The following is a 19,618-nucleotide window of genomic DNA, read 5'->3' on the forward strand; positions in this document are numbered from 1 at the left end:
GATTCATGCCGCCCGGCGTTCGACCAGCAGGCGCACAGGGCCGGGCAGCCATTGGCGCAGGCTGGCGCCGATCGCGGCTTCCCGCCGCTGCCAGAACACGCCGGCGGCGATAATGGCGATGCCGATAGCCGTCAGGGCTACCGGGAACAGCAAGCTGTCGCGGAAAACGGTGTACGACAGGTGGCCCAGGTAGCCAGCCAGGCCAAAACCGCCAAACACCGCGAACACGCGGCGCGACAAGGCGGCGCCGATGCCGATCATCAGGACGTTGATCAAGCAGTAGACCAGTTTGCCCAATTCGCTGCCCGAATCCATCGACGACAGGGCGCCCCAGAACGTCAGCACGCCCCAGATGTACAGCCAGAACGCATAGTCCTTGTCGCTGCGGTTGCGCAGGTCGATCCACAGCGCGAGCAGCGTCATGGCAATGCCGAATAGCGCCGAAATCACTTTGCCTTCGTGGGAAAACAGGCTGTAATGGCCAAGCAGCATTTCCGTCACGTCCATGCTCATGTACCACAGGGTCACCGCCAGCGGCATCACGGTGAACGGCATGCGGTAGCGCCACAGCACCACGGCGCCGGCAGCCAGCGTGGCCAGCTCCATGAGAATCCAGCGCCAGTCGATGTAGTAGTGGTAGTTGCGATATGAGCTGCCGGCGCCGCCGTCCGCCCACAGGCCGAGCATATGCTGCAAGCCGTAGACCGCCAGCGGCACCAGCACCACCGCGAAAGCGGCCAACACACCGGCCGGCAGCATGATGCCGCGGGCGCGCAGCCACTCGACCGCTCCCAGTGCGGCGACCATGTAGCAAATCGAAATGAACAGCAGGCCGGTGCCGCCAAACGACTCCCAGCCCAGCGTCATGAACAGCGACATGGCGCCAATGGCGATCAGGCCGCCCAGGTAGTACAGGATGTGCGCCGGCTTGAAGCCGGGCGTATGCTGTTCACGCTCCACCAGGAACTGCCACAACCGCCCTGCCTGGCCTTCGTCCAGCAGGCCCTGGCCTGCTGCTTCGTCCAACATCGCGCGTGTCAGTTTCATGACGTCTCCCTGGGGTTAATGGCCTTTGAAGAATTCGATGACGTCCGCCGCTTCGCGCGTGCGCTTGAAAGGCGGCAGGCTTTGCCAGATGCGGCGGCCATATGGCTTGGAAATCACGCGCGGGTCGCACAGCATCAGCACGCCACGGTCGCCTTCGTCGCGAATCAGGCGGCCGGCGCCCTGCTTCAGGTTGATGATTGCTTCCGGCAGGGTGTGGCCCATGAAGCCGTTCAATCCTTGGCGCTCCATCACTTCGATGCGGGCGGCCAGCACAGGATCGTCCGGCGGCGCGAATGGCAGCTTGTCGATGATCACCAGCGACAGCGCTTCGCCGCGCACGTCCACGCCTTCCCAGAAGCTCTGGGAGCCGATCAGTACGCCGTTGCCGGCCTTGCGGAACTGGTCGAGCAGTTCGGTGCGGCCACGGTCGCCCTGCACGAACAGCGGGAACTTCAGGCCGCGCTTGTCGAATTCGTCGCGCAGGCGGTCGGCGGCGCGCTTGACGGCGCGCAGCGTGGTGCACAGCAGGAAGGTGCGGCCGCCGGCCGCCTCGATCACCGGCAGCGCCGCATCCAGCACGGCGTCGGTATAGCCCATCGAATTCGGGTCCGGCAAGCCTTGAGGCACGTACAGGATGCCCTGCTCCTCGTAGTTGAACGGGCTTGGCCAGTTGCGCGCGACTTCATTCTCCAGGCCCAGTTGCTGGGCGAAGTGGGTGAAGTCGTTTTTCACCGCCAGCGTGGCGGAAGTGAAAATCCAGCTGCGCGGCACGCCTTCGCGCTGGCCGTTGAAGATCGGCGCGATCGACAGCGGCGTTTTATGCAGTTGCAGTGAGCTTTGGAAGGCCTCCACCCAGAACACCGCTTCTTCGCCGGCAGCCACCTTGGCCTTCGGATCGAACTTCCAGGCTTCCAGGCGGGCCGACAGCTCGTTGCCGCGCACGCGGCATTGTTCTATGGTCTCGGCGCGCTCGGCATTCTTTTCCAGCACGGCCACCATGTCGATCAGTTCATCCTTCAGCGTCTGCAGCGCCGGGAAGAAATCGCTGGAGGGGGCGATCTGCGGCAGCGACATGCGCACGATGTCTTGCGAGAAGGTCAGGCGCAGGTCGCGCGCTGCTTTTTCGACCGGCGTGACCACCTTGGCCCACTCGGCGCCGTCGCGCGCATGGGCCAGGCCCTCGGCCAGCACATCGCGGCACAGCTCAAGGATCTGCGAGGTGGATACGCTATCGCCGAAGAACAGCGTGGCAGTATCGGGCAACTGGTGCGCTTCGTCGAAAATCACGGTGTTCGCGGAAGGCAGCAGTTCGGCCACACCGGTATCCTTCAGCGCCACGTCGGCGAAGAACAGGTGGTGGTTGACTACCACCACGTCGGCCTGCTGCGCCTCGCGGCGCGCCTTCATCACGAAGCAGTCCTGGTAGTACTGGCACTCCTGCCCCATGCAATTCTCGCGGGTCGACGTCACCAGGTTCCACACCAGGGCGTTTTCCGGCACGCGCGCCAGTTCGGCCTTGTCGCCGGTGCTGGTCATTTTCAGGAAGCGCGAAATCTCGCGCAGGTAGCCAACGTCCTCGCGCGAAGTCATGCGGCCGTTTTGCAGCGTGCGTTCCAAGTGGTAGTGGCACAGGTAGTTGGAGCGCCCTTTCAGCAGCGCGACCGAGACCGGTGCCTGCAGCGCGGCGCGAATGGTCGGGATATCGCGCAGGAACAACTGGTCCTGCAGGTTCTTGGTACCGGTGGAGACGATGGTCTTGCCGCCCCACAGCAGCGCCGGTACCAGGTAGGCAAAGGTCTTGCCGGTGCCGGTACCGGCTTCGGCGATCAGGGTCTGCTGCTTGGCGATGGCATCGGCGATCGCCTTGGCCATCTCGGTCTGCGATTTGCGTGGACGAAAGCCACCCACCGCCGGGCCGAGGGGGCCGCCGGGTCCAAACAGGCGCTCAATATCGGCGTCGTGCGCCCCCGGAGGAAAAACCGGATCGCTCGGCGCGCCGGAAGCGGCGGTCGGCTGTTGTGTATCAGTCAAGTTATTCGAAGAATGAGTGGCCCTGCTCAGGCCGGTACGTCGGGCACCAATTGCATTTTCAGCAGGGTGATATAGTCTTTCAATTGCAGCTTACGCTTCTTGAGGCGGCGCAACTGAAGTTGATCGTGGTGACCATCCAGGGTCAACATTTCAATGACTGCATCCAGGTCGCGGTGCTCGACGTCGAGCTCAACGATGCGACGCTGGATTTCTTCTTTGTTGATCATAAATGGGAAGTCTGCACGATTTCGATTAACGTTTGCTTACAGTTTCGTAGGGACAACAGGCTATACTTGCAACAAAACTGCATACTGTGCATAGTTTAACTCAGGTAGTCATTGGAAAGAAGCTGTCAAGTCCCTATGAGCACGTACAAGATCGAGGCTGGAACCGCCCAACATATCGGTAGCCGGCCCCTACAAAATGACCGTGTCGCGTTGTTTACAGCGCAGAAAGCACCCGGCTATGTGCTGGCCGTGCTGGCCGATGGCATCAGTGGTGGCGCTACTGGCGCTGAACAGGTGCTGCATACGGCCAAACAATTGTTTGACGATTACCGGGCGTCGGAGACCGTCCACCTGGGGCGTCTGGAGGAATTGCTGCGAGAAATAGCGCACGATGTCCACCAGATCCTCGTCATGGACCCGCGAACGGGCGCCAGCGAGCCCCAATCGAGCATGGTGCTGATGGTGCTGACGCCGGAGCGCCAGGCCGTCTGGGCCGTGGTTGGCGACTCGCGTCTGTATCGTTTTGACAACAAGGAGTGCCTGGCCCGCACCAGCGACGCCGAGTATGTCGCCCACCTGATGGAGAAGGAAAACTTGCCGGAAGAAGCGGCGCGCAAGCATCGCCAGGCCAAGCTGCTCAGCAACGCCCTGGGCAACAAGCATAGGGAACCGTTTGTCACGTTCGGGGTACAGCACGACCTGAAGGCAGGCAACTCATTCCTGCTCTGCTCGGACGGGCTGTGGTCGTATTTTGCGGATGTGGAACTGGCGAGCGCGATCGCCAAGAAGTCGCCGCGCGAAGCGGCGGAACTGCTGATCAACAAGGCCCGCGAACGTGCCCAGGGCAAGGGCGACAACTGCTCGATGGCGATCATCAAGCTGGTGGCCCCGCCAAAGGAAAAGGTCAATTACACGGTGCAGAAGCTGCGTAAAGCTGTTTAAGGCTTTTTCGAGGCTGCACCCTTGGCTGCGGCCTCGGCTTTTGCTGCTTCGGCCTTCTGCGCTTCCGCAGCACGGCGCTTCTTCTCTTCCTTCTCGGCCATCTTGGCCTTGACTTCCGCCTGCCGCTTCTCCGACTCGGCTTTCTTGCGTTCGAATTGCGCCGCCTTGGCAGCGCGTTTCGGCGCGTCGGCAGCTTCCTGGGCGACGCGGGCCTGTTCGCGGGCATCATGCTGCGCCTGGCGCTGCTGCACCGAGACCGCAGCCGGCTTCGGTGCCGGCTTCGAAGCAGGGTCGACTTTTGGCTGCTTGGGATGGGCGGCGTTGTAGGCCGCTTCCGCGGCATCCTTCTGGGCGCGGTCTTCCAGTTCTCGGTCGCGCGTTTCCACCGCATTACGGCGCTTGAAGTAATTGGCTTCCACTTCCACCGCGCGCAGTTCGGCCAGGCGCAGGCGGCGCTGTTCCTTGGCTTTGTCGATACAGGCATTGACGAAGAACTTGTCGTAGCAAAGCGCTTCGCTGGCGCTGAACTCCGCCTCCACCGCTTCGCGGTCCTTCTTCACTTGCGCCAGGCGCGCGTCAGCCTGCTCGACCGAATGGGTTTCCGGGATGCCAGGAGCACCAGTCGTTGCCGGACGGCCGATGTCCTGCGCCAGCACGGCGCTTGGCAGCATCACGGCCAGCCAGATCCAGTTCTTCAAATTATTCTCCTTGTCAGGACAGCTTTTCGGCAGCGCCGCGCTGTTCCTTTTCCATATATTCGCGCGATTGCATCTCGACGATACGCGACACGGTGCGGTGGAATTCATTGGACAGCACACCGGACGTGTACAGCTCCTCCGGCTCCACTTCGGCCGACATGATCAGCTTGACCTTCTGGTCGTAGAACACGTCGATCAGCCAGGTGAAGCGGCGCGCTTCGGACGATTGCCCGGCCGACATCATCGGAATACCGGACAATATCACGGTATGGAAGCGGCTGGCGATTTCCAGATAGTCATTCTGCGAGCGCGGGCCGCCGCACAGCGTGGCGAAATCGAACCAGATGATGGTGCCGGCGCGGCGCAAGGCTTTCAGCTCACGGCCTTCCACATGGATGCGAGGGTCTTCGTCGGAAGTTTCGGCCACGCGCGCGAAGGCTTCGCGCAACTGGTGGTCGGTATTGGCGTTGAGCGGCGTGTAGTAGGCATCCACCTGCTCCAGCGCCCGCCCGCGGTAGTCGACGCCCGCATCCACGTTCAGCACGTCCATCTTTTCCTTCAGCAGGGCGATGGTGGGCAGGATGCGGTCGCGGTGCAGGCCGTCGGGATACAGGGTGGACGGCTCGTAGTTCGAGGTCATGATGAAGGACACGCCGTTGTCGTACAACGCCTTCATCAGGTTATACAGGATCATGGCATCCGCCACGTCCGATACGTGGAATTCATCGAAGCAGATCAGGCGGTATTTTTTCGCGATCCGTTTTGCCACTTCGTCCAGCGGGTCTTCCACGCCGCGCAGTTCGTCCAGCTGCATGTGGACGTCGCGCATGAATTCGTGGAAGTGCAGGCGCGTCTTGCGCACCAGCGGGATCACCGAATAGAACGAATCCATCAGGAAGGACTTGCCGCGCCCTACCCCGCCCCACATGTACACGCCGCGCGGAGGCGTTGGACGGTTGATCAGGCGTTTGAAGGAATTGGAGCGCTGGGCCTTGTAGGCGACCCATTCGTCGTAGCACTGCTGCAGGCGGTCGACGGCGCGCTGCTGGGCGGCGTCGGCTTTGAAGTCGCGCTGCGTGAGCGCGTGCTGGTAAAACTCTTGGACGTTCATTTTCTTAAACCGGTAGACCGGTGTCTGACCCACAGGGTCAGACACCTGCAGGCCTGGTGTCTGACCCTGCGGGTCAGACACCGCTTTGCCGGTTTTCCGGTTTAGAAGTTCAGCGTACGCTTATCAACAGCCAGCGCCGCTTCCTTGGTCGCTTCGGACAGCGATGGGTGTGCGTGGCAGATGCGCGCGATGTCTTCGGCCGAAGCCTTGAACTCCATCGCCACCACGGCTTCGGAGATCAGCTCGGAAGCCATTGGACCCACGATGTGCACGCCCAGGATCTCGTCGGTGGTTGCATCGGCCAGGAACTTCACCATGCCGTTGGTATCGCCCAGCGCGCGTGCGCGGCCGTTAGCCAGGAACGGGAAGGTGCCGGCCTTGTATGCCACGCCTTCGGCCTTCAGCTGCTGCTCGGTCTTGCCCACGGAAGCGATTTCCGGATGGGTGTAGATGACGGATGGCAGGGTGTTGAAGTTGGTGTGGCCATGCTGGCCGGCGATGCGCTCAGCCACGGCTACCGCTTCTTCTTCCGCCTTGTGCGCCAGCATCGGGCCGCGCACCACGTCGCCGATCGCCCATACGTTCGGCAGGTTGGTCTTGCAATCTTCGTCCACGGTGATCATGCCGCGCTCGTCGACAGCCAGGCCCACTTTGTCGGCGCCCAGGCCGATGGTGTTGGCGGTACGGCCGATCGACACGATCAGCTTGTCGAAGGTCGCCTTCTGCGCTTCGCCCTTGGCGTCGGTGTATTCAACGGTGACGTTGTTCTTGCCGGCTTCGACCTTGGTGATCTTGCAGGACAGGTTGATCGACAGGCCCTGCTTGGTCAGCAGCTTCTGTGCTTCCTTGGCGATCTGCTCGTCGACTGCGCCCAGGAAGGTCGGCAGGCCTTCCAGCACGGTCACTTCCGAACCCAGGCGGCGCCACACGGAGCCCAGTTCCAGGCCGATCACGCCGGCACCGATCACGCCCAGCTTGGCCGGCACGGTTTCGATGTTCAGGGCGCCGGTGTTCGACAGGATCAGTTTCTCGTCGAATGGTGCGCCTGGCAGTGCACGCGGGTTGGAGCCGGTAGCAACGATGATCTGCTTGCCGGTGATGGTTTCGGTGGTAGGACCGGAGATGGCGATCGGGTAGCCTTCGGCACCAGCGGCGCCGGCGAATGCGCCGCGGCCGTGGAAGAAGGTCACCTTGTTCTTCTTGAACAGGAACAGGATGCCGTCGTTGTTTTGCTTGACCACGGTGTTCTTGCGCTTCAGCATCTGGGCCACGTCGAAGGACAGGCCTTCCACATTGATGCCGTGCTCTTTGAAGCCGTGCGATGCGTGTTCGAAGTGCTCGGACGATTGCAGCAGCGCTTTGGATGGAATGCAGCCTACGTTGGTGCAGGTGCCGCCTGGGGCTGGCTTGCCGGCGTCGTTGCTCCACTCGTCGATACAGGCTACGGAGAAGCCCAGCTGCGCTGCGCGGATGGCCGCGATGTAACCGCCAGGACCGGCGCCGATAACTACTACGTCAAATTGTTTGTTGCTCATGTCTTTTCCCAAATCATTGGTCGTCCGTGGGGACGAAAATCCACATAAGGATGTAAATCAGCCCGCCGAAGCCGAGGCATGTTGCGACCAGGACGAAGATCAGGCGCCAGATCCAGGACTCGATGCCGGATTGTTTGGCGATGCCGCCGCACACGCCGCCTAGCCAGCGGTCGGTGGTGGAGCGGCGCAGCTTGCCCACTTCGGTGGCGAAATCGCCGCCGGGCTGCTGGCTGGTACCGCCGCTTTGCAGCAGCTTTTCCTTGGCACGGGCGAATTCTTCATCGCTCAGGGCACCGGCCTGGTGCAGTTCGTGCAGGCGCTTCAGTTCTTCGGAGACGCTCATGTGACTCCCTTCGTGTTTTCTAAACCGGTAAACCGGTGTCAGACCCGCAGGGTCAGACACCAGCCGGTAACAGTCGCTGACTTGCAGTGAGGGATGGGGGCTGGACCTAGGGCCAGTCCCCGCCGCTTTACCGGTTTTACAGGTCCAGCAGCAGGCGCGCAGGATCTTCCAGCGCTTCCTTCATTGCCACCAGGCCCAGGACAGCTTCGCGGCCGTCGATGATACGGTGGTCGTAGGACATCGCCAGGTAGTTCATCGGGCGAATCACGATCTGGCCGTCAACGACAACAGCGCGGTCCTTGGTGGCGTGCACGCCCAGGATTGCGGATTGTGGCGGGTTGATGATCGGGGTCGACAGCATGGAGCCGAAGGTACCGCCGTTCGAGATGGAGAAGGTGCCGCCGGTCAGGTCTTCCAGGGTCAGCTTGCCTTCCTTGGCTTTCGCGCCGAACTCGCCGATCTTTTTCTCGATCTCGGCGATGCTCATCTGGTCTGCGTTGCGCAGGATAGGCACCACCAGGCCGCGCGGGGAACCCACGGCGATACCGATGTCGAAGTAGCCGTGGTAGACGATGTCGTTGCCGTCAACCGAAGCGTTCAGGATCGGGTACTTCTTCAGTGCGTGCACAGCGGCCTTCACGAAGAAGGACATGAAGCCCAGCTTCACGCCGTGTTCTTTCTCGAACTTGTCCTTGTACTTGTTGCGCAGGTCCATGACCGGCTTCATGTCCACTTCATTGAAGGTGGTCAGGATCGCGTTGGTGGACTGGGACTCAACCAGGCGCTCGGCGATACGTGCACGCAGGCGGCTCATTGGCACGCGCTCTTCCGGACGGTCGCCCAGGTTGGCAACGGCTGGAGCAGCAACCTTCTGCAGTTGCGCTTTAGGAGCGGCTGGCGCCAGCGGTGCTGGAGCGGCTGGCTTCGGTGCAGCGGCAGCGGCCAGGGCGTCGCCCTTGGTCACGCGGCCGTCCTTGCCGGAACCGGCAACGTCGGAAGCGGCGATGCCGGCTTCGGAAAGGATCTTGGCAGCGGCTGGCATGGCAACGCCGGACTTGTCGGCGGCAGCGGCAGCGGCTGGGGCGGCAGGAGCGGCGGCGGCAGGAGCCGATGGGGTCGCGCCGGCAGCGGCTTCGGTATCGATGATGGCGATCACTTCGCCGGCAACCACGGTGGCGCCGTCGGCCTTGATCACTTGCACAACCACGCCTGCGGCTGGTGCTGGCAGTTCCAGGACAACCTTGTCGGTCTCGATGTCGATCATGTTTTCGTCGCGGGCCACTGCCTCGCCGACTTTCTTGTGCCAGGACAGCAGGGTCGCTTCAGCGACGGATTCCGACAGTTGAGGAACTTTGACTTCGATTTGTGCCATTTGTTTTTTACTCCGAATTTTGTGTGTTTTTCGCGCCGCCCGCTTGACGCGGGCGGCTCACCCGCTAATGCGTGAATTACTTGGTCAGGATGAAGCCCTTCAGCTTCGAGAACGCGGTTTCCAGCAGGTCTTTCTGCTGCGCGTAGTGCTTGTCGTAGTAACCCACGGCAGGCGAAGCGGAAGCAGGACGGCCGGCGTATGCCAGCTTCTGGCCCGATTCCATGGCCTCGAAGATGTTGTGCTGGATCTGGAACCAAGGACCCTGGTTCTGCGGCTCGTCCTGCGCCCACACCACTTCGGTCAGGTTCGGGAACTTCTTCAGTTCAGCAGCGAATGCCTTGTGCGGGAATGGGTACAGCTGCTCGATACGCACGATGGCGGTATCGGTCACGCCGCGGGTCTTGCGGGTGTTCACGATGTCGTAGTACACCTTGCCGGAGCAGGCGATCACGCGCTTGACCTTCTTGGCGTCGATGGACTCGTCCACTTCGCCGATCACGGTCTGGAACGCGCCCTTGGCCAGTTGCTCCAGCGGGGAACCTGCATCCTTGTTACGCAGCAGCGACTTAGGAGTCAGGATCACCAGCGGCTTGCGGAACTGGCGCACCATCTGGCGGCGCAGCACGTGGAAGATCTGCGATGCGGTGGTCGGCTGCACAACTTGCATATTGTTGTCAGCGCACAGCTGCAGGAAACGCTCTGGGCGGCACGAGGAGTGCTCTGGGCCCTGGCCTTCGTAGCCGTGCGGCAGCATCATAACCAGGCCGGAAGCGCGGCCCCACTTCACTTCGCCGGAGCTGATGAACTGGTCGATCACAACCTGGGCGCCGTTGACGAAGTCACCGAACTGGGCTTCCCAGATGGTCAGGGTGTTAGGCTCGGCGGTCGAATAGCCGTATTCGAAGCCCAGCACCGCCTCTTCGGACAGCACGGAGTCGATCACGGTGAACGGTGCCTGGCCTTCTGCGATGTTCTGCAGCGGAATGTAGGTGCCGGCATCCCAACGCTCGCGGTTCTGGTCGTGCAGCACGGCGTGACGGTGGGTGAAGGTGCCGCGGCCGGCGTCCTGGCCGGTCAGGCGCACTGCGTAGCCGGAGGAAACCAGGGACGCGAAGGCCAGATGTTCGCCCATGCCCCAGTCCAGGTTCATCTCGCCCTTGCCCATGGCAGCGCGGTCAGCCAGCACTTTCTCAACCAGCGAGTGCACCTTGAACGATTCAGGCACGGTGGTGATGGCGGTCGCCAGGCGTTTCAGTTCGGTCATCGGCACGGCGGTATCGGCCGCGTCGGTCCACTTGCGGTTCAGGAACGGCAGCCAGTCAACGGCGTACTTGTTCTTGAAGTTGGAGATCACCGGATCGATGGTGTGCTTGCCCTGGTCCATCGCAGCGCGGTAAGCGGCCACCATGGCGTCGCCGCCGTCGGCCGGGATCACGCCCTGGGTAATCAGCTTGTCCGCGTACAGCTTGCGGGTGCCCGGGTGCTTGGCGATCTTCTTGTACATCAGCGGCTGGGTCAGCGCCGGGGTGTCCTGCTCGTTGTGGCCCAGTTTGCGGTAGCAGATGATGTCGACAACGATGTCTTTCTTGAACTGCAGGCGGTAGTCCAGTGCGATCTGGGAAGCCAGTACCACGGCTTCAGGATCGTCGGCGTTCACGTGCAGCACAGGCGCTTCGATCATCTTCACGACGTCGGAGCAGTAGATGGTGGAACGTGCATCGCGCGGATCGGAAGTGGTGAAGCCGATCTGGTTGTTGATCACGATGTGCACGGTGCCGCCGGTGCCGTAGCCGCGGGTCTGCGCCAGGTTCAGGGTTTCCATCACGACGCCCTGGCCGGCGAATGCCGCGTCGCCGTGCACCAGGATCGGCAGCACTTGCGCGCCGTGCGCGTCGCCGCGGCGGTCCATGCGGGCCTTCACGGAACCTTCAACCACCGGGTTGACGATTTCCAGGTGGGAAGGGTTAAACGCCAGCGACAGGTGGACCGGGCCGCCTGCGGTGGAGATGTCGGACGAGAAGCCCTGGTGGTATTTCACGTCGCCGGCCGGCAGGTCGTCGGCGTGCTTGCCTTCGAATTCTTCGAACAGGTCCTTAGGCGCCTTGCCCAGGGTGTTCACCAGCACGTTCAGGCGGCCGCGGTGGGCCATGCCGATCACGATTTCCTGCACGCCTTTTTCGCCGGCGCGCTGGATGATTTCATCGATCGAAGCGATGAAGGTCTCGCCGCCTTCCAGCGAGAAACGCTTCTGGCCGACGTACTTGGTGTGGAGGTAGCGTTCCAGGCCTTCAGCGGCGGTCAGGCGCTCCAGGATGTGCTTTTTCTTTTCGGCGGTGAAGTTCGGGGTCGAACGGATCGACTCCAGGCGCTCCTGCAGCCAGCGCTTTTCGGCCGGGTCGGAGATGTACATGTATTCCGCGCCGACGGAGCGGGTGTAGGTGTCCTTCAGCAGGTTGGTCAGGTCGCGCAGGGTCGCGGTCTCTGGGCCGAAGTAGGTGTTGCTGATGTTGAAGACGGTGTCCTGGTCGGCATCGGTGAAACCGTAGAACGATGGCTCCAGTTCAGGGATGCTCGGACGTTCCTGGCGCTGCAGCGGGTCCAGGTTTGCCCAGCGAGAGCCCAGGTAGCGGTAGGCTGCGATCAGCTGGGTGGCGGCCACGCGCTTGCGGCCCATTTCGGCGTCGGACGAAGCGACGATGGTGCGGATCGGACCTGCTTTCGCGCGTTCGGCGAAGGAGGCGATGACGGACGAGTGAACGACGTCTGGCTTGGCGCTGCCGTCGACTGCCGGCACGTTCTGCATGGCGTCGAAGTACTGGCGCCAGTTGTCTGGCACGGAGCCAGGATTTTCGAGGTACGCCTCGTACAGTTCTTCTACGTACGGCGCGTTCCCACCAAACAGGTAGGAATTGGACGTCTGTTGTTGCATCATTTCTTTGCTCACCTTTCTTCGCGCTTCGCGAGGAATTAGCGGGTTGTTCAAACCTTCCGCGACACGGCCTGACCGGTTAGCGGATTGCACATCAAGTTGTGGGGGAAGGGCTCTGTTGTTTCCAGATTTTCCAAAAACGGTCGCCTAGCATAGCACTGTCATTGAACTGAAACAACTAAAACTCCGATCCGTGCCGGGCGAACCAGTCGGCCAGGTAGTCCAGCAAGGCCCGCAGCGCAGGCGGCATGTGCTGGCGCGATGTATAAATGGCATGCATTCCCAGCGCCTGCGGTTGCCAATCCGGCAAGACCTCCACCAGCCGGCCCGCCGCCACTTCCGGCATGACCACAAAGCGCGGCTGCATGGCGATGCCGGCACCCTGCCCGGCCGCCGCCAGCAGCGCCATCGATTCATTCGACGACAGGTTGCCGCCGACCGGCACCTCCACCACTGCCGCGCCGGCGCCGGCCAGGGTCCACACGCTCTTGCCAAAGTAGCTATAGGCCAGGCAGTTATGCCGCGCCAGGTCCTGCGGGTCGGCGGGCGTGCCATGCTGCGCCAGGTAGGTCGGCGCCGCAGCCAGCATCGAACGGCATTCACCAAGCTTGCGCGCGATCTGGTTCGGCTCCAGCGCATTGGTGATCCGGATGGCAAGGTCGATGCGCTGCTCGACCAGGTTGACGGCACGGTTATCGACCTGCAGGTCCACCGTCACCTGAGTGTAGCGGCGCAGGAAGCCCGCCAGCGCATCGGCCAGCGCCGTCTGCGCCAGGAACTGCGCGCAGGCCACGCGCAGCAAGCCGCGCGGCGCGCCAGCTCCGGCATCGCCCGCAGCCGGAATCGCCCCGGCCAGCGCCAGCAATTCGCGGCAACGCGCCAGCGTCACCTCCCCCGCCGCAGTCAGCCCCAGGCGGCGCGTAGTCCGGTGCAGCAGGCGTGCCCCCGCCCACTCCTCCATTTCCGCCAGGTAGCGCGTCACCATGGCGCGCGACATATCCAGTGCTTCAGCCGCAGCGGCCAGGCTGCCGCGTTCGGCAATGGTGACAAAGACGTTGGCAGAGGCAATACGGTCCATATGAGCGATTTAAGCAATAAACAGTTTCAATATAACCTATTTTTCGAACATCTCCAGCGTCCTACACTGGCGTCATCTACTCACCGAAAGGAATTCAGATGATCAAGCACACCCTCGCCGCAGCCGCCCTCGCAGCAAGCACTGCCGGCGCCATCGCTGCCCCGCTGACACTGGAAGTCTTCAATCCAGGCGAAGCCGCCATCTTCCCGGTTGCCTCCGTGCTGGTGAAAGGCGAAAAAGACGCCGTGCTGGTCGACGCCCAGTTCTCGCGCGCCGAGGCCGAAAAGCTCGCCGCCCAGATCAAGGCCAGCGGCAAGCGCCTGACGACTATTTATGTGAGCCACGGCGACCCGGACTTCTACTTCGGCCTGGACGTACTGAAAGCAGCCTTCCCGACAGCCCGCATCGTGGCACGCGGCACCACCATCGCTGCCATGGAAAAGAAAGGGCAAGCCAAAGTGGCCTACTGGGGCCCGATCCTCGGCGCCAACGCCCCAAGTGGCGTAGTGATGCCGGAACTGCTGCAAGGCGATATCGAGCTCGAAGGCAAGAAGCTGGAAATCAAAGGCCAGGGCGACCGTAGTTATGTGTGGATTCCATCGATCAAAGCCGTGGTCGGCGGCGTGGTGCTGTTCAAAGGCCTGCACGTCTGGGTTGCCGACACCCAGACACCCGAATCGCGCGCCCAATGGCTGTCGGTACTCGACGACATGGCCAAGCTGAAGCCGGTCACCGTGGTGCCCGGCCACTTCGCCCCCGGCGCCGCCCTCACCCCGGACGCCATCAGCTACACCGCCGACTACCTGCGCCGCTTCGAGGCCGCCACCCCAGCCGCCGCAGACAGCGCAGCCCTGATCGCAGCAATGAAGTCCGCCTACCCGCAAGCCGGCCTCGAAAGCGCCCTGCAACTGAGCGCCAAAGTCGCCAAAGGCGAGATGAAGTGGTAGTACAGCCCAGCCCGTGTCACACCTTGGGGTCACACCCGAAGTGTGACACGGGCTCGACCGCGCGACGCTTGAGCCCGTGTCAAGTTTGGGGTGTGACCCCAAGGTGTGACACGAGGCCAGCAGTTCGCTGGTGTAGACTTTTCCGTCTAGATCATTTATTCTAGATCCATCAACGCTCTTCCTGGATCTATCATGGCCTTGCCGAAACCTACTCCTAGCGAACTGGAAATGCTGCGCCTTTTGTTTGCACTAGGTCCGGCGACCGCGCGGCAAGTGCATGAGGCGGCCATGCAGACGCGGCCAGATATGCAGTACGCGACCGTGCTTCGCCTGCTGCAAGTGATGCACACCAAGGGTTTGCTGAACCGCGACGAAAGCCAGCGCGCCCACATTTATTCGCCTGTAGAGCAGCAAGACTCGATCCAGACTTCCTTGCTGAAGGACTTGATCCACAAGGCTTTCGCCGGTTCCGGCAAGGCCCTGGTGATGGCGGCCCTGCGCGGCGGCCACGTCTCGCCCAAGGAGCGCGCCGAGATCCAGAAAATGCTGGACGAGGAAAGCTAGCCGCAAGCTATACTGCGCCCGCCAAAACTCTTCATGTAAATCGATGCAAACGCTTCAACAACTGCGCTCCGGCGAGCTGGCCGGCGCAGTGCGGCTGCAGTTGCGCTGCGGCCTGACTGAATTCCCACGCGAGATCTTCGGCCTGGCCGACACGCTGGAGATCCTGGACCTTACCGGCAACGCCCTGTCCTCCCTGCCGGACGATCTTCCACGCCTGCATCGCCTGCGCATCATCTTCTGTTCCGAAAACCAGTTCACGGAACTGCCGCCAGTGCTGGGCCGCTGCGCTTCGCTGACCATGATCGGTTTCAAGGCGAACCGCATTGCGAGCGTGCCCGCTGACGCCCTGCCCGCCCGGCTGCGCTGGCTGATCCTGACCGACAACAGCTTCGAACAGCTTCCTGCCGAACTTGGCCGCTGCACCGACATGCAAAAGCTGATGTTATCGGGGAACCGCTTGCGCGCATTGCCTCCGGCGCTGGCAAATTGCAGCAAGTTGGAACTGCTGCGCATTTCGGCCAACCGTCTTCCGCAACTGCCAGCCTGGCTGACCTCGATGCCGCGGCTTGCCTGGCTGGCTTTCGCCGGCAACCCTTTCAGCGAGGCGCCATTGCCGCCTGCGGCCAGCATTTCCTGGAACGCGCTGCAAATCCAGGACAAGCTGGGCGAAGGCGCGTCCGGCGTGATCCACCAGGCCACGCTCGATGGCAAGCCGGTGGCGGTCAAGGTGTACAAAGGGGCCATGACCAGCGATGGCTTGCCAACGCAGGAAATGGCCGCCTGCATTGGCGCCGGCACGCACCCCAACCTGATCCCCGTACTCGGCACGATCCCCGATCATCCCTCACAGCTGCCCGCCCTGGTCATGCCCCTGGTCGACCCCGGCTTGCGCAACCTGGCCGGCCCGCCAAGCTTTGCAAGCTGCACCCGGGACGTTTATGCCGAGGGCCAGTTTTTCAGCACAGAAGCCCTGCTGGGCATCGCACGCGGCATTGCCTCTGCCGCCGCGCACCTGCATGCGCGGGGCATCATGCATGGCGACCTTTATGCGCACAATGTACTGAACTGCGGCAAAGGGAATGCAGTGCTGGGCGATTTCGGCGGGGCCTCGCGCTTCGAACCAGGCACCGCGCTCGCATCTGCGCTGGAGCGCCTGGAAGTGCGGGCCTTCGGCTATCTGCTGGAAGAACTGCTCGAGCGCTGCGAAGAAGAACTGCCTCACGTGCGGTCACTGGCAATTGATTGCCTGCGCCCGGCACCTGGAACCCGCCCTGCATTTGCCGAAGCGGTGGCAAGGCTGGCTGCAGCTTGAGCTAGCGGCTCTTGTCCGGATAGGCCGGACGCGCCGGTCGGCTTGGCGGCGACTTCGCCAGTTCGGCCTTGATCACCTCAATCGCCTTCTCCAGCTGCGGATCGCGGCCCGCAATCACATCCGCCGGATTCTGGTCTACTTCAATATCCGGCGGCACGCCCTCGTTCTCGACACCCCAACCACCTTCGCGGGTCCAGAAAGCCAGGTTCGGCGCGGTGATCGTGCCGCCATCCAGCAGCACCGGGAAACCAAGAATGCCAACCAGTCCGCCCCAGGTCCGCTTGCCAATCAGCGGACCAAGCTTATTCTTGCGGAACATCCACGGCAGCAAGTCGCCTCCCGAGCCTGCGGTTTCATCGATCAGCATCGCCCGCGGCCCCTGGATCGAGGCGGAAGGCGTCTTCATATCCGCGCCATAGCGCATGGCCCACCAGGCGATCTCCTGCTTTTGCAGCAGCTCGATATAGTAGTCGGCCAGGCTGCCGCCGCCATTGAAGCGTTCATCGATGATGATCGCGTCCTTGTAGGCTTGCGGGTAGAAATAGCGCTTGAAATAGGTATGCCCCAGCCCCGCTGTATTCGGCACGTAGACATAGGCGACGCGCCCGCCGGTTGCAGCGTCGACTTTGCGGATATTCCCTTCCACCCAATCGCGGTTGCGCAGCGCATCTTCACTCGCCACCGGCACCACCGTGATATGGCGCGCGCCCTTGCCATCTGCGTTCGGCCCGACCGTGATTTCAATCGAGCGGTTGGCGGTATTTTCGAACGCGCTGTACAGGTTGGTCGGCGGCGTCAGCGGACGTCCGTCGACGGCCAGCAGGTATTCGCCCGCTTTCACATTCAGCCCTGGTTCGGTCAATGGCGCACGCAGCGTCGGGTTCCAGTTCAGGCCGCCGTAGATTTTCTTGAAGCGATAGTGGCCGTTGGCGACCTCGTAGTCAGCGCCCAGCAAGCCGCCCGGCACCGGCTTGACATCGATGAAGTTGTCACCACCACCACCGCGATGGTGGCCAACCGCCAGCTCGCTGCACAGCCACTGGATCACGCGATTCAGGTCACTGCGCGTAGCGACGTCGGGCAGGAACTGGGCATATTTATCGCGCATCGCTTTCCAGTTCACGCCATGCATGTGCGGGTCGTAGAAATAGTCGCGATTGATGCGCCAGACTTCGTCGTAGATCTGCTTCCACTCCACGCGCGGATCGGCCCTGGTTTCGATGGCTTCCACACGCAGCTTGCCTTCCGAGGGCGACAGCAGCTTGCCGGTGGCGGAGCCGGTATTCCACTGCTCCTTCAGGCGCCAGGCGATCTTCTTGCCGTCAGCGCTGATTTCAAAGTCATCCGCGTCGGCGACGATGGTTTCGGTCTTGCGGTCTTTCAGGTCGAAGCGCTGGACCTGGCGTTTGCCGTCCACCTCGCGCAGGAAGAAGATCTGGCCTTCCGCACCTGCCTCCAGGTCGAAGTATGGCGAAACCGGCGGCGGCATGTCGATCACGCGGGTCGATATGCCATCCCAGTCGATGCGCATCGGCACAGGCGGCTTGGCCGTGGCAGCGGCGGCTTTCGCTTTGGCGTCCGCACCGCGGCTGGTCGAGGTATCGGCCACTACGCGTTCCTCGCTCTTGTCGCCGGCGGCGCCTTCCTTGGGCGGCTCCTTTGGCGCAGGGGGTGCAGTTGGCGCCCCTTTCTCCTCATCGCTTTCGCGCACCAGTGGCGACGGGACATCATTACGCAGCACCATCAGCCAGAGCGAGCGAGTTGGGCGGTTGTCCTGGTTCTGCAGCGAGAACCAGTTGTTGCTCGGCCCCGCGTCGGTGGATGCGAAGAAGTAAAGGTATTTGCCGTTGCGATCAAAGACCGGATTGGCGACGTCGGACAGGCCATCTGTCACCGCATGCGATTTATCCTCGTCCAGGGCGTAGATATACGCCGTGCGCGTATAGCTCAGCGAATTGAGCGTATAAGCGATAAAGCGCGAGTCCGGCGACCAGACGCCACGCAGCGACTTGTCGATACCGTACATTGGCTCGGTGGCCACTTTCTTTTGCACACCAGTCGCCAGGTCGATGTAGTACAGCGTCCAGGAGTTGTCGATGAAAGCGATTTTCTTGCTGTCCGGCGACCACGCTGCACGTTCAAAGAATCCGGAACCGTTCAGCTTGAACTTGCGCAATTCGCCCTTGCCGTCCTGTTGCCTGACATGCAAGGCGTATTCACCGCTTTCATCGGAGAAGTAGGCGACTTGCCGGCCGTCCGGCGACCAGGCTGGGCCGCGTTCATGGGCGCCAGGCGTTTGCGTCAGGTGACGAATATCCCCCTTCTCTGCCGGGAGTGTAACGATATCGCCGCGGAACTCGAACGCCACGCGCGCCCCCGATGGCGATAGTGACGAATTGCGAATATATTTTGCCCCGCGCACCCAGCGCTCACGCGACAGTCCCAGGTCGGCACTGACGCCAATCGCCAGCCTCCTGCCAACAGTCGCGCCGGTATCAAGGTTGAGCATATGAAGGTAACCGGCTTGTTCGTACAGAATCTGTCCGCCGGATAAAGCCGCATTCAGCACAGGAAAATCCGAATGACGGGTCAACTGCTTAATGGCCTTGCTGCGGGTGTCGTACACATACAGATTAAACTCGCCATCGCGATCAGAGCGGAAATAAACCTGATCGCCAACCCACATTGGATCGACATCATTCACCCGGCTTGGCGGTTGTGGAATACGTTCGACAGCTTGCGTGTCGCGATTGAACAGCCAGATAATCGAATTCAAACCGCCGCGATAACGCTTCCATTGCAGGAAAGCCGGCGAAGTCGGGTTATAGGCGATTTTCCGGCCATCCGGCGAGAAAGTCGCACGCGCGGCATTCGGGATTTCCAGCCGGGTTTCAACACCACCACCCACCGGCACCGTGAACAGGTTGCGATAGCGGTTATTCGACGCCACGCGTGGAGAGGTGAATAAAACCTGCGCGCCGTCGGGCGTAAAGCCTTGCACGAGATCCTGGCCCGGATGCCAGGTCAGGCGGCGCGGAATGCCGCCTGAAATCGGCAGGATAAATACATCGATATTGCCATCGATATTCGCGCTGTAGGCAATCGACTTGCCATCGGGCGAAAAGAACGGATTCGATTTCTCTCCCAAATCCGAAGTCAAGCGCCGGGCATCCTGGCCATCCTGGCCGGCCAGCCAAACATCGCCGGCATAAATAAACGCAATGTGGTCTTTGGAAATTGCCGGCTCGCTGAGCAGGCGGGTGTCGGCAGTATTTGGTATGGCATGTGCTGCAATGGGGAGCAGCAATGCAGTGGCGAGAATAAGGTTAGGGCTGGTGAACAAGCAGGACTCCTTGAAAGGAAAGCACTCGTGTCTTCACTGACTCATAAACACGATATCAGAACTTCATCTCCGGCGGGGCATCTGAATGTCCGTCAAGCCAATTTATAGCGCGTTCATGCCGATATTTAGCTCAACGCCG

At 61.9% G+C, this 19,618-nt stretch carries 15 protein-coding genes; 4 read left to right on the forward strand and 11 right to left on the reverse strand.

What is annotated here, in order from left to right; genetic code table 11:
* Window positions 1-3 precede the first annotated feature (3 nt).
* Genes ACN9MU_RS23755 through ACN9MU_RS23765 form a run of 3 tightly spaced genes read right to left on the reverse strand, consistent with a single transcriptional unit; the run spans window position 4 to window position 3,305 of the window.
* Window positions 4-1,047, reverse strand: coding sequence for a DUF2157 domain-containing protein (locus ACN9MU_RS23755; protein ID WP_426163148.1), 1,044 nt, complete (start codon window positions 1,045-1,047; stop codon window positions 4-6).
* Window positions 1,048-1,062: 15 nt separating this feature from the next.
* The gene (locus ACN9MU_RS23760; RefSeq protein WP_426163150.1) at window positions 1,063-3,078 is read right to left on the reverse strand and encodes an ATP-dependent DNA helicase; all 2,016 of its coding nucleotides are present in this window, start codon (window positions 3,076-3,078) and stop codon (window positions 1,063-1,065) included.
* A 26-nt stretch (window positions 3,079-3,104) separates the two neighbouring features.
* Window positions 3,105-3,305 (reverse strand): YdcH family protein, encoded by a 201-nt coding sequence (locus ACN9MU_RS23765; protein WP_055931517.1) that lies wholly within the window; start codon window positions 3,303-3,305, stop codon window positions 3,105-3,107.
* 135 nt (window positions 3,306-3,440) lie between these two features.
* Between ACN9MU_RS23765 and ACN9MU_RS23770 the strand changes: the two genes are divergently transcribed.
* The gene (locus ACN9MU_RS23770) at window positions 3,441-4,247 is read left to right on the forward strand and encodes a PP2C family protein-serine/threonine phosphatase (RefSeq protein WP_426163152.1); all 807 of its coding nucleotides are present in this window, start codon (window positions 3,441-3,443) and stop codon (window positions 4,245-4,247) included.
* Here ACN9MU_RS23770 and ACN9MU_RS23775 read toward each other — a convergent pair.
* From ACN9MU_RS23775 to ACN9MU_RS23805, 7 genes are all read right to left on the reverse strand, one after another.
* On the reverse strand, window positions 4,244-4,945 hold the full coding sequence (locus ACN9MU_RS23775) for a hypothetical protein (protein WP_426343543.1): 702 nt from the start codon (window positions 4,943-4,945) through the stop codon (window positions 4,244-4,246). The two genes, ACN9MU_RS23770 and ACN9MU_RS23775, sit on opposite strands and share 4 nt — an antisense overlap.
* A 13-nt stretch (window positions 4,946-4,958) precedes the next feature.
* Complete coding sequence (gene zapE / locus ACN9MU_RS23780; protein WP_426163157.1) at window positions 4,959-6,056, reverse strand: cell division protein ZapE; 1,098 nt, start codon at window positions 6,054-6,056, stop codon at window positions 4,959-4,961.
* Window positions 6,057-6,157: 101 nt separating this feature from the next.
* Entirely contained in the window at window positions 6,158-7,591 is a 1,434-nt protein-coding gene (gene lpdA, locus ACN9MU_RS23785) for a dihydrolipoyl dehydrogenase (RefSeq protein WP_426163159.1), read from the reverse strand.
* A gap of 13 nt (window positions 7,592-7,604) precedes the next feature.
* Window positions 7,605-7,934, reverse strand: coding sequence for a PspC domain-containing protein (locus ACN9MU_RS23790; RefSeq protein WP_426163161.1), 330 nt, complete (start codon window positions 7,932-7,934; stop codon window positions 7,605-7,607).
* Between the two features lie 136 nt (window positions 7,935-8,070).
* On the reverse strand, window positions 8,071-9,306 hold the full coding sequence (odhB, locus tag ACN9MU_RS23795; RefSeq protein ID WP_426343544.1) for a 2-oxoglutarate dehydrogenase complex dihydrolipoyllysine-residue succinyltransferase: 1,236 nt from the start codon (window positions 9,304-9,306) through the stop codon (window positions 8,071-8,073).
* A 76-nt stretch (window positions 9,307-9,382) separates the two neighbouring features.
* A complete protein-coding gene (locus ACN9MU_RS23800) occupies window positions 9,383-12,238 on the reverse strand; it encodes a 2-oxoglutarate dehydrogenase E1 component (RefSeq protein ID WP_426163165.1) in 2,856 nt (951 codons plus the stop codon).
* Between the two features lie 175 nt (window positions 12,239-12,413).
* Window positions 12,414-13,313, reverse strand: a complete 900-nt coding sequence (locus tag ACN9MU_RS23805; protein ID WP_426343545.1) for a LysR family transcriptional regulator — start codon at window positions 13,311-13,313, stop codon at window positions 12,414-12,416.
* 98 nt (window positions 13,314-13,411) lie between these two features.
* On the opposite strand from ACN9MU_RS23805, the gene ACN9MU_RS23810 reads away from it, so the two are divergent.
* The 3 genes from ACN9MU_RS23810 to ACN9MU_RS23820 all read left to right on the forward strand — a co-directional run bounded on the left by ACN9MU_RS23810 (window position 13,412) and on the right by ACN9MU_RS23820 (window position 16,136).
* Entirely contained in the window at window positions 13,412-14,260 is an 849-nt protein-coding gene (locus ACN9MU_RS23810; protein WP_426343546.1) for an MBL fold metallo-hydrolase, read from the forward strand.
* Between the two features lie 192 nt (window positions 14,261-14,452).
* Window positions 14,453-14,824: a BlaI/MecI/CopY family transcriptional regulator gene (locus ACN9MU_RS23815; RefSeq protein WP_426163171.1), complete on the forward strand. Its 372-nt coding sequence runs from the start codon at window positions 14,453-14,455 to the stop codon at window positions 14,822-14,824.
* Window positions 14,825-14,867: 43 nt separating this feature from the next.
* Window positions 14,868-16,136 carry a leucine-rich repeat-containing protein kinase family protein gene (locus ACN9MU_RS23820; RefSeq protein ID WP_426318765.1) on the forward strand — a complete coding sequence of 423 codons (1,269 nt, stop codon included), beginning with the start codon at window positions 14,868-14,870 and terminating at the stop codon, window positions 16,134-16,136.
* A 1-nt stretch (window position 16,137) separates the two neighbouring features.
* Here the strand turns inward: ACN9MU_RS23820 and ACN9MU_RS23825 are convergent, their stop codons facing one another.
* The gene (locus ACN9MU_RS23825; protein ID WP_426318766.1) at window positions 16,138-19,479 is read right to left on the reverse strand and encodes a S41 family peptidase; all 3,342 of its coding nucleotides are present in this window, start codon (window positions 19,477-19,479) and stop codon (window positions 16,138-16,140) included.
* Window positions 19,480-19,618: the final 139 nt, after the last annotated feature.

The organism is Pseudoduganella sp. R-32, assembly GCF_049913245.1.
Taxonomy (GTDB): domain Bacteria; phylum Pseudomonadota; class Gammaproteobacteria; order Burkholderiales; family Burkholderiaceae_D; genus Rugamonas.